The organism is Flavobacterium muglaense (genome assembly GCF_014305155.1).
In the GTDB taxonomy this organism is placed as follows: domain Bacteria; phylum Bacteroidota; class Bacteroidia; order Flavobacteriales; family Flavobacteriaceae; genus Flavobacterium; species Flavobacterium muglaense.
Genome location: NZ_JACRUK010000045.1, coordinates 20667 through 31746, shown reverse-complemented (window position 1 = coordinate 31746; position 11080 = coordinate 20667). Strand labels below are relative to the sequence as shown.

12 protein-coding genes are annotated in these 11080 nt (G+C 35.2%); 8 read left to right on the top strand and 4 right to left on the bottom strand.

The genetic code is table 11. The annotated features are described in order from the left end of the window. Window positions 1-125: 125 nt before the first annotated feature. The 4 genes from H8R24_RS14460 to H8R24_RS14445 all read right to left on the bottom strand — a co-directional run bounded on the left by H8R24_RS14460 (window position 126) and on the right by H8R24_RS14445 (window position 3883). A complete protein-coding gene (locus tag H8R24_RS14460; protein ID WP_187020271.1) occupies window positions 126-1682 on the bottom strand; it encodes a phosphatase PAP2 family protein in 1557 nt (518 codons plus the stop codon). Continuing rightward, window positions 1672-2604 carry a hypothetical protein gene (locus tag H8R24_RS14455; RefSeq protein WP_187020274.1) on the bottom strand — a complete coding sequence of 311 codons (933 nt, stop codon included), beginning with the start codon at window positions 2602-2604 and terminating at the stop codon, window positions 1672-1674. Before H8R24_RS14455 ends, H8R24_RS14460 begins: the two co-directional genes overlap by 11 nt. A gap of 26 nt (window positions 2605-2630) precedes the next feature. Beyond that, a complete protein-coding gene (locus H8R24_RS14450; protein WP_225876828.1) occupies window positions 2631-3032 on the bottom strand; it encodes a DUF417 family protein in 402 nt (133 codons plus the stop codon). Between the two features lie 311 nt (window positions 3033-3343). Continuing rightward, a complete protein-coding gene (locus tag H8R24_RS14445; protein ID WP_187020279.1) occupies window positions 3344-3883 on the bottom strand; it encodes a hypothetical protein in 540 nt (179 codons plus the stop codon). A gap of 203 nt (window positions 3884-4086) precedes the next feature. Between H8R24_RS14445 and H8R24_RS14440 the strand changes: the two genes are divergently transcribed. The 8 genes from H8R24_RS14440 to H8R24_RS14405 all read left to right on the top strand — a co-directional run bounded on the left by H8R24_RS14440 (window position 4087) and on the right by H8R24_RS14405 (window position 10896). After that, a complete protein-coding gene (locus tag H8R24_RS14440) occupies window positions 4087-5229 on the top strand; it encodes an aminotransferase class I/II-fold pyridoxal phosphate-dependent enzyme (protein ID WP_187020282.1) in 1143 nt (380 codons plus the stop codon). A gap of 132 nt (window positions 5230-5361) precedes the next feature. Further along, window positions 5362-5556, top strand: a complete 195-nt coding sequence (locus H8R24_RS14435) for a hypothetical protein (protein WP_187020284.1) — start codon at window positions 5362-5364, stop codon at window positions 5554-5556. A 39-nt stretch (window positions 5557-5595) separates the two neighbouring features. After that, on the top strand, window positions 5596-6471 hold the full coding sequence (locus H8R24_RS14430) for a TraB/GumN family protein (RefSeq protein WP_187020286.1): 876 nt from the start codon (window positions 5596-5598) through the stop codon (window positions 6469-6471). Between the two features lie 7 nt (window positions 6472-6478). Then, complete coding sequence (locus tag H8R24_RS14425; protein ID WP_187020289.1) at window positions 6479-6982, top strand: RNA polymerase sigma factor; 504 nt, start codon at window positions 6479-6481, stop codon at window positions 6980-6982. Further along, on the top strand, window positions 6972-7586 hold the full coding sequence (locus H8R24_RS14420; protein WP_187020292.1) for a hypothetical protein: 615 nt from the start codon (window positions 6972-6974) through the stop codon (window positions 7584-7586). The genes H8R24_RS14425 and H8R24_RS14420 overlap by 11 nt, the downstream gene beginning before the upstream one ends. Before the next feature lie 55 nt (window positions 7587-7641). Further along, complete coding sequence (bioD, locus tag H8R24_RS14415; RefSeq protein WP_187020294.1) at window positions 7642-8259, top strand: dethiobiotin synthase; 618 nt, start codon at window positions 7642-7644, stop codon at window positions 8257-8259. Window positions 8260-8334: 75 nt separating this feature from the next. Further along, complete coding sequence (gene bioA, locus H8R24_RS14410) at window positions 8335-9606, top strand: adenosylmethionine--8-amino-7-oxononanoate transaminase (protein WP_187020297.1); 1272 nt, start codon at window positions 8335-8337, stop codon at window positions 9604-9606. Between the two features lie 135 nt (window positions 9607-9741). Further along, window positions 9742-10896 (top strand): beta-ketoacyl synthase N-terminal-like domain-containing protein, encoded by a 1155-nt coding sequence (locus H8R24_RS14405; protein WP_187020300.1) that lies wholly within the window; start codon window positions 9742-9744, stop codon window positions 10894-10896. Window positions 10897-11080 lie beyond the last annotated feature (184 nt).

Genomic DNA, 11080 nt, shown 5'->3' with positions numbered 1-11080 from the left:
GAAATCCTATTATAAGCGCTTTTTTAATCTCTAGAAAACGACGTTAATCAAAATATGCGTAGTTTTTCAGTGCCCTCGCTAAGCTTGACGTTTTTTTTTGGAGTAGGATTTAATTGGAAGTTGTTTTATTCGGCGCCATCTAGTTTAGCTCTAGAAATTGCAATGTCACCGACCTTTTTTCCTAATTCGAGTCCTTTTTCGCAATCACTTCTATAATGAATACAACCGAACATTCTTGAGATTGAAGCTTCATTTGCCATAGCAGTATAACTTTTTGCTTTAGAGGGTATTAAATGAGAAAGCAATGTAGCTGCAGCAGCACTAAAAGTGGAATGCCCAGAAACATAAGCAGGAAAATTGGGTGTTCCAGTTAGTGTTTTTATTGAGGGATCCACTTGTGACGGTCTTGGGTTAAAATAAGTATATTTTGCATCCCAACAACAAATTGCTGCATCCATCATGGCAATGTTTAATAAAGCCATATTTCTGGCCCATCGTACTTCACTATAATCTTTTTCTACAAAAGATTCTGACGCGATGGCATTCCAATGTCCGGGAGGTGTATAGGTGCCTACACCATCAGCCCAAAAAGTAACTATTTCCATGTTTTTTCTAGTTGCATTTTTACTATAATCTTTAATTTCGGCTAATTCTTTTGCAAATTGAACTGATTTAGTAGAAGGGGGAGCAATTGGGCGATTAGCAATGACCATTTCCGGAGTCATGAAAAAAGATTTGACTTTGCCAAATAAAGGTAACATAGGAGGCCGGATTGGTGACTCCAATGACTTCCATGGTGTTTCTCCTTGGGCTATTGTTTGGGTTTCTAAAGACGCCCAGATTTCAGCTGTCCCAACGGCCGATCCAGTACCATCAGTAGTGGCTCTAGAAATATATTTAGTGGCAATTTTTCTGCCTAAAATGATACCTGCATCCAGATCACTTCTAACGTTAGCACCACTAATAATGCGATATAGTTTTTCTTCATCAGCTTTACCATTGATATAAGCAATTTCAGTAGGGAACAATAATTTTAGTAGTTCTACAGTAACTCCAGCCAAAACTGCGTCCTCTGATGGATAGGAGGGCAAAGCGCTTTTTGGAATTAAAACTTGTATACTGGTATCTACATTAAATGGCGCAGCTCTATTGTATAGTTTTTTGTAATACCACGTGGCTACCAAGGCATCATATTGTGCAGCACTTACGTATGCGTATGCCCGTGCAGCATAGGGCGGACTGGAGAATGGAAACTCTGGATTTGCAAAAGGATTTGCACCAGATGGCACAGGGTATGTTCCATCCTCATTTTGGTATGGAGGCGTGTTGTGTCGCGCAACTAGGGTTCGCATAATTTCATTCCAACGCAGTACTCCTCCAACGCTCCAATACTTAATGATTCTCTTTTGGTCCTCTGTTATGTTGTCTTGATAGCTTTTTATTTCGTTTATTTCTCTTGTATAAGCTGGAGTAGTTGTAGCAACAGGAACTTCCAATGAGAATTCATCCGGACTTGTCAATAATATAGTTTTCCAACTACCAGCTAACTCATCATTGTTCTTTGGATTCAATGGGCCAAATTGATCATTGCGCTCTAGTAGGTCGCTACTACAAGAAGCGATTAGAGTAATCAATAAGACAAATAGAGAATTACGTATTATTTTTTCAGATCTATTTTTCATCTTGTTGCTGTGTTTTTTTTAAATTTAAAAGATAAAACAAACCACAATAAAAGGTGTTTGATTGTCCAACATTTCTACCCGCTATTATAAAGTTACAGCCACTAACGACAGCCAATTCAGGAATCTTTTTGAAAGTGTATTTTGTATTTATGCCGTATTTTAGAGCATTCATTGTATTACTTATAAAAGGCATGTTGTTTTTTGTAATATCAAAACCGCCTGATTGTGTTACCCTGTTATCTAATACGGCTTCAGCGATTAATCGAGTAGAACGATAACCTAATCTTAAATTAACTGAAACAGCATCGGGCATGTCTACTTTATTGGTATAATGTATTTCATCAGTGAGGTAGGCATTTCGGTCAATAGTCACGTTGGCTCTTTTTATGTAAGTTCCAGATATTGTGGTAAACCATTTTCCGATTTGATAGTCAGTCATCAATCGGATTAATGCTGTTTTACTTTGCATCCCTATACTCAGGGGCAAATAATCCGCCGTATAATTCGAAACCGGTACAGTAATGCCTGCAAGTACGTACAAAGACAAAGTTCCGGTTCCTATAGGTTTTTCAAGCGGCATGTATTTTAGGCTAATAGCTGCATCTTGGATTCCTTTTTGTCCAGCCATAGTTCCGGCTCTGGGCTCCGTCTGTATATAAGGCAAACTTAATAGAAGATTTATTTTGTCAGAAACGCCATAATTTCCCATAACTGTAATTGACTTTGTAGAAATAGTTCCCATATTTAGATTATCTCTTTTGTAACTTCCTTCCCAATATTGTTTCCATCCGCTATATTGATAAATAGATCCGATACAAAGACTGTGTTTTCCCATCATAATAGCGTCTGTATCGGTCTGGGCTTTTGTAAGGAATGCTGATAATAGGAGCCAGCAAACCACTATGTTTTTTAGTTTAATCATAAAAATTGTTGATTACTTTAGTTTTTTTATTTTTTAGACATTTCTGTGTTCTTGCAATTTCCTGCTACAACAAGGGCGCCTGCAATGAGTACAATGTTTTTAATGATATATTGACCAACTAATGTTGGGCAGTACGGGAAAGCGTCAAAACAACTTCTTGGTAAAATAAACATTGGAAATAGTGTGGCAATCATGTGTAGCAACAGCAACACGATGGTGTAAGGGATGTATTTTTTTATTAATAATCCAATACCGATTAGTGCCTCGCAAATGCCTAGTATGGGTATGAATAGTTCTGGTTTGAACCAGTAGACCGTTTCTTGTACTAAGTCTCCAGCGGGGCTCATGCCAATAATTTTTAATGCGCCAAACCAAATGTAGACTATGGCCAATGCGATGCGCATTATAGTGGTGCTGTGTTTTTCCATTTTTGAACTAAACGAAAAGTATATAGCGTTAAAAGTAGTTTCCATAATGTTGTATAAATTTTGTGAATACTTGAATGCGCGCTATTTCCTTTGGTTGTTTTAACCAAAAGAAAAGCGATTGAAGTGTGGTTTAATAACAGTTATGTGCTTTCTCAGCAGTTCTGCAAGAGCAAAGTTGCGTCTAGATCGAGAAAGCCCTAGAACTTGACAGTGGTGCACCGCGGTACGCATCCTTTTTATTAAAAAGAATGGGTTTGTAGGTTTTCATGGGTCAAATTGTAAAAGCTGTTTTTAAATAAGTGACGTAAAAATTAAGCCAACTTGGGAGGGGTATAGTTACAAGATAAGTAGCCGGAATTTAGCTTTTTATTTATTGTAATGTTTGGTTTTTTAGTCGGTATAGGACTGTTTTGTGAAAAAACAACAGTTGTTGTACTATTTGGTATGTAGTCTTGAAGGAATGTTTTTAGCAATTTTTTAATCGGTGCGTTATTGCTTGGGTTACTGTCAAACATTTGATTGTCTACAATTTCTTTCAGGTCTTTGCCTATTAAATCTCCATATGAATTCCGGAGATAATACAAACTAAGGATGTTGTTTTGAATTCTCTTTTTGAAAATATGGTAGCTTTTGTTTTCTATAATTACATTTTCATTCACGTATTCAAAATCGGTATCTTCAATGAATGAATACAAAGTAGCGTTTAACTCAATTACTTTAAATGCTGAATCGGGTGTGTTTTCTATATCCGAAACCCATGCTTGCTCATTATGTTGAGTAAACATTAAATAGTATCCTAAGGCATTATAGAATAAGGAAACTAGAAGAAACAAAGTTGCAATGCGTTTCATAGAAATAAATCTGATTATTAAAGAAACATAATTTTATTTTCAGTGCAGCTTTGTTAACGTTTCATTAACAGTTTTCGATTCCTAAAACGTTTTCGAAATACCAAAAGGTATTTTTGCCCATGTTACATCTTGAAGGTAATTTAGCAAAAAACAAAACCAGCTAGAAATACATAAATCGAAAAAGAAACTTATTTTTGTTGTCTATGAAAGTACTTCCAGCTCAACTGATATCAAAAATTGAAACGCGAAAATTGCATAATGCTGTGCGACAACTCAATTCGAGTAGTGGCTTAATTGATTTTTCGTCAAATGATTATATTGGTTTTTCGCAATCGATAGCTATTTTTGAACAAACACATGAGTTTTTAGTAGCTCATAATTTTCGACAAAATGGGGCAACGGGTTCTAGATTGTTGTCTGGTAATCACAGTATTTATCAAGAAACGGAGGACTATATAGCGAATTTTCATAAATCAGATGCCGCTTTGATTTTTAATTCGGGTTATGATGCCAATGTTGGTTTTTTTAGTTCGCTTCCGCAAAAGGGCGATTTAATACTGTATGATGAGTTGTGTCACGCGTCAATTAGAGACGGAATTCAATTATCGAATGCCAAAGCATACAAGTTCATCCATAATGATTTTGAGGACTTAGAAAAATTAATCCAGCGCAACCCCCATACTACAATTTATATTATTACCGAAAGTGTGTTTTCGATGGACGGCGATACGCCTAATCTAGAAGAATTGATTGTCGTTTCTAATAAATACAATTGCTATTTAGTTATTGATGAAGCACATTCACTTGGTGTTTATGGAGATAAAGGCGAAGGATTGGTTCAAATGCTAAATTTACAGGAGCACGTTTTTGCTCGAATCATGACTTATGGTAAAGGATTAGGGTGTCATGGTGCTGCTGTTTTGGGTTCGCAGGAATTGAAGCAATACTTGGTTAATTTTGCACGTAGCTTTATTTATACTACAGGTTTGTCGCCGCATGCTGTGGCAACAATATTGGTGGCTTATCAATTTTTAGATAATAGCGCTTGTAATTTGGAGCAGTTGAGAGCAAACATTGTTTGTTTTAATCAGCAAAAAATGATGTTGGGTTTGAAGCCAATGTTTGTACAATCCAAATCGGCAATCCAATCAGCGATTATTCCCGGTAATGAAAAAGTAAAATCAATTGCAAAGCTATTTCAAGATAAAGGTTTTGAAGTAAAAGCAATATTATCTCCGACCGTTCCAGAAGGACAAGAACGACTTCGTTTTTGTTTACACAGTTATAATTCGAAAGAAGAAATAGCAGAAGTGCTGTCTTTGTTGAGTGAATTTATTTTCCAGTAGATTTTTTTAGTCATAAAAAAAATTACCGCGTAATAGCTTGTTATTGTTGAGTTGCAAATAATAAATTTAAATTTTTTGTAACGTTTTGATTGTTTGTTTACTTACGAGTCGTAATCAAATAAATCAAAAATCATGAAAACAAAATCAACTCCCATAAATCAATCAAAAAACAGTATTGTTTTATTATTTATTTCAAGCTTAGGACTAAGTTATGGATTAGTACGGTACTTTGTCTACGATAAATTAGGTACAGCATTTTTACTGATCATGAGCTTATTTTTTGTAAGAGCTATCACTTCTTTTTTTAGAAATAAATACTCCAAATAAATACGGAGTTTCAATCATCAAATCAAAAATCAAATCATCATGAAAAAATTATTTACATCAATTGTAGTAGTAGCAGTAGTATTAATTTCCAGCGGCACTTTTGCACAAGCAAAAAAAGCAGCCTCAGTACCGCTAAATGAAAAATCTTTGTTATGGGAAATTTCAGGAAATGGATTATCAAAATCTTCTTATTTATATGGTACGATTCACATGATCTGTGGGAATGATTATTTTCTATCTGATAAAACCAAAAAAGCTTTTGATGCTACAAACAATTTAGTCTTAGAAGTTAATTTATCCGATCCAAATGAAATGAGCAGTGCTCAGCAATTTATATATGGAAAAGAGCCATTAAGTAAAACATTGAGCCCGCAACAATTGAATGATCTTGATGTTTTGTTACAAAAGAGAACTGGAATGACGGTCAAACAAGTTGACAAGTTCAATTTAGTGTCTTTAACGAGTTTGATCATGATGAAATCCTTTGGTTGTGATGACATTAAAATGTATGAAATGGAATTTATTGAAATGGCTAAAAGCTCCAGTAAAAGTATCGCTGGTTTTGAGACACTGCAATCTCAAATGGATTTTTTGAGTAGTGCGTATACTGATGCGGAGATGATTACAATGCTACAGGAATCAAATGACGAAAACACAAAAAAGATGGTTCAAAATTATATTCAAGAAAACCTTCCGGAAATATACAATGACGTTACCGCTGAGAAAGCGATGAATGAAAAAACGAGAAAAGTGTTATTAGACGGGAGAAATGAAAACTGGATTGTGAAGATGCCGAATATCATGAAAGATAAAAGCACATTTTTTGCTGTAGGAGCGGGTCATTTGTTGGGAGAGCAAGGAGTGATTCGTTTATTGAGAAAAAAAGGATATACTGTTAAACCTGTTATGAACTAATATCATTTTGAAAGAGAAAGAACCAGAATTTTTAAACCGGATTGCCAAGCACAAAGGAATTTTGTATAAAGTTTCTAAGATGTATATGGACAATCATGATGACCAACAGGATTTGTTTCAGGAGATTGTTTGTCAACTTTGGAAATCGTATGATTCTTTTAGAAACGAAAGTCAATTTTCGACTTGGATGTACCGGGTGGCTATTAATACAGCAATTGTATTTTTAAAGAAAGAGAAGCGCAAAATCGATAAATACGAGATCGTATCTGAAAACATAAAAGATGAAGCAGATGATTCAGAAGTTAAAGAAAGTCAAATAGAGCATTTTTACAAAGCAGTTCAAAAATTAGAAAAAATAGATAAGGCTATTATTTTTTATCAGCTCGAGGGTTTTTCGCATAAGGAAATAGGAGATAATTTAGGTATTTCTGAAGGGAATGCTAGAGTGAAATTAAATAGAGCTAAAGAAAAATTAAAAGAAATAATTAAAAATCAAGGATATGGATTTTAACGATATACAATCAGCATGGGACAATGACAATAATGAAAATGTTGTGCTCCCTACTAATTTAGAAAAAATACAAACGGCAAACACGCCTTTAGATAAGATTAAAAAAAATCTTAAAAAAGAACTCATTTATCAATCGATGGCTGTTATTCTTAGTGGATTTGCACCTATCTTATATGATTTTCCTGAAAAATGGTTCTTACCTTTTTACTTATTGTATAGTATGTTTTTTGCGGTTTGCGTCTACTATTTGGTGAAGTTGTATTTGTTTTATAAACGACTTAATAATATTACTTTAAGAACTAAAGATAGCTTGTACGAAACGTATTTTGATGTACGTCTTAATATGGAGTTGTATAAAACATTTACGTTCGCTCTTAGTCCTTTTATAGTTCTTTTTTTTGTAGGATTTACTGTTTATTTAGTTTCTACAAAACCAGGAATGCAAATATCAGATTTAAGTAATAGTTTTTTGATTGCGACATTTGTAGTTATCGCCCTAACTATTTTGTTTGTAGGATTAATGGCAGAATGGTGGGTTCAGTATTTCTATGGGAAATATGCTAAAGAGATCAAAAAAGTGATTGACGAATTAAAAGAAGAATAATAAAAAACCCATCTTAGCGATGGGTTTTTTACTTTTGTGTCCAAATCTAGTAACTATGAAATTATTTATTACAGGAATAGGAACCGATGTAGGGAAAACAATTGCCTCATCAATTATTACAGAATCATTACAAGCCGACTATTGGAAACCCATCCAAGCGGGAGATTTAGAGAACTCAGACAGTCATAAAATACAACGGTACATTAGCAATGATAAAACGGTAATTCACCCAAATAGTTATGCATTAAACACTCCTGCAAGTCCCCACTATGCTGCAGAAATTGATGGAGTGATTATAGATTTAAATAAAATGGTAGAACCGGAAACGAATAATCATTTGGTAGTTGAAGGGGCAGGCGGTGTATTTGTTCCTATAAACAATACCGATTGCGTAATTGATATAATTCGTCCCGATTATAAAGTAGTTGTGGTTTCCCGTCATTATTTAGGAAGTATTAATCATACTTTGCTAACGATTGAAGCCTTGCAAAATCGTAAAATTAAAGTAACGGGAATTATTTTTAGTGGCGAAGAAAACAAAGCGACCGAATCGATAATTTTATCCAAAACTGGAATCAAGTTTATTGGACGTATTGAACAAGAACCTTATTTTGATCAAAATGTAATTAAGGATTATGCTGATCAATTTAGAGAGAATTTGTTAAGTCTGTAAACAAAATACATTTTATTCTTTCCGCGTGGCACTCTGTTTATCTCTGCGTATCTTTGCAAAATAATTTATTTTACCATGACATTATCCGAAAGAGACCAGAAGTACAATTGGCATCCGTACACACAACATAAAACAGCCCAATCTCATATTGCAATCGTAAAAGGGGAAGGTGCTTTGCTTTGGGACGAAAAAGGAAAGGAATACATTGACGCTATTGCCTCTTGGTGGGTAAATCCTTTTGGGCATAGTAATGAATTCATTGCCAATGCTATTTATACACAATTAACAACGCTGGAACACGTTCTTTTTGGGGGATTTACCCATGAACCAGCCGTTTTGTTATCCGAAAAGTTAATGGAGATTTTGCCTCAAAATCAAGAGAAACTTTTTTATTCGGATAACGGATCAACTTCTGTTGAAATTGCGATCAAAGTAGCCATGCAGTTTTTCTTTAACAAAGGAATCAAGAAAACAAAGATTATTGCTTTCGAAAACGCTTTTCATGGCGATACTTTTGGCGCTATGGCGGCAAGCGGAATTTCCTTTTTCGTCGAAGCTTTTAAAGATTCTATGATTGAAGTGACTCGGATTCCAGTTCCTGTAAAAGGACTGGAAAAGCATAGTTTTGAGGCTTTGGAAAATTTGGTTAAAACTAATGAATATGCTGCTTTTATATTTGAACCTTTGGTACTTGGAGCGGTAGGAATGGTAATGTATGAAGCTACGGCATTAGATCAACTGATTTCCATTTGTAAAGAGCACCAAGTTTTTACAATTGCTGATGAAGTGATGACCGGTTTTGGTAAAACAGGAAAAAATTTCGCTTGCGATTATCTTCAAGAATTACCCGATATGATGTGTCTTTCAAAAGCATTAACTGGAGGAACAATTCCTATGGCAATCACGAGTTTTACTCAGAAAATATTTGATGGTTTTTATGATGACGATGTGAATAAAGCCCTTTTTCATGGTCATACTTTTACCGCAAATCCTACGGGTTGTGCAGCGGCGCTCGCCAGTTTAACCTTGTTGCGTACGCCCGAAATGCAAGCTAATTTAGTTCGAGTGAATGAAAATCATCTGGCTTTTCAAAACAAAATCAAACAGCATCCCAAAGTAGTTACGACTCGAGTTTTGGGTGTTATTTTTGCTCTAGAAATAAAAACAGATGGTGCAGCCAGTTACTATGGCAGTTTACGCAATAAACTGTATGATTTTTTTATCGAAAATGGATTAGTGCTGCGACCAGTTGGAAATATAGTTTACATTTTGCCTCCTTATATCATTACCGATTTGCAGTTGCAAAAAGTATATCAAGTAGTCGAAGAAGCGCTTGAAATTGTTTAATTTTGCCAAAAAATAATTTCGCAAAAGAACGCGGAAAAGAACGCTAAGTTTCGCTGAGCTGATTCTATCCTTTTGAATTTTGCGAGTCTCTGCGAAAATTCTCTGTGAATCTTCGTGTAATAAACTCAAAACATCTTGTCACAAATTATATCCATAACAGCACTTTCATCCATTTCACCACTAGGAAATGATCCAAAACTTATTTGGGCGAATTATCTTAGCGACCAACATTGTTTTATTCAAAAAGATATTGATAAAGCACTTACGTTTGTTGCGCCTTTAGATGTTGATTCGGTTGCTAAAATTGAAACACTAAAACAGTCTGATTCCAAATATAAGTTTCTGGATAATTCGGTTTTGTATGCTATGGAGGCTTCACGTTCAGCAATCAAACAAGCAGGTTGGAGCTCAAATGACGTATTCGGAATCAACATTGGTTCTTCCCGTGGTGCCACTGATTTATTCGAAAAACACCATCAAGAATATTTAAAAACGGGAAAGGCGCAAACATTGGCATCTCCCACTACAACTTTAGGTAATATCTCTTCTTGGGTTGCCCATGATTTACAAAGTTCAGGTCCGGAGATTTCGCATTCTATCACCTGTTCTACTGCGTTGCATGCGGTTTTAAATGGAGTTGCTTGGTTAAAATCAGGAATGGTAGATAAATTTATGGTTGGTGGAAGTGAAGCACCCTTAACCGATTTTACGATAGCACAAATGCGTGCTTTAAAAATATATTCAAGGTCGGAAGAAGAATATCCAAACCGCGCTTTAGATTTGGATAAAACCCAAAACACGATGATTCTTGGTGAAGGAGCGGCAGTTTGTTGTTTAGAAATAGGCAAAAAAGAGAATGCATTGGCCTTTATAGAAGGCATTGGTTACGCAACAGAAATTTTAGAACATAACATATCTATTTCGGCAGAAGCGACTTGTTTTCAAAAATCGATGAAAATGGCATTAAAAGACACTAAGTTGTGCGATGTTGATGTGATTGTTATGCATGCTCCAGGAACTATAAAAGGAGATTTAACGGAGTATAAGGCGATCCAGAAAGTCTTTGGCGAAAGCCTGCCCTTATTGACCACAAACAAATGGAAAATAGGTCATACTTTTGGTGCTTCGGGTATGTTAAGTTTAGAGTTGGCGGTTTTGATGCTGCAACACAATACGTTCGTAAGCGTCCCTTTTGCGGAAGCACAAAAACAAGAAAAGGCCATTAAAAAAGTATTGGTAAATGCAGTAGGTTTTGGTGGTAATGCGGTAAGTGTGTTGCTTTCATTATAGCAGCAACCAGATTGGTAGTACTGTTTTTTTCTAGAGGATAGCTGAGCTAAATCTGTTGAAAGTTGTAAATGCATTGTGTCTTTTTGTTAAGATGGTTCTCGACTCCGCTCGAACTGACAAACTACACGTTTTGATAATCTAGAGCATTCTTACATGCTTGTGAAAGAGGAAAAATCCGTTTACA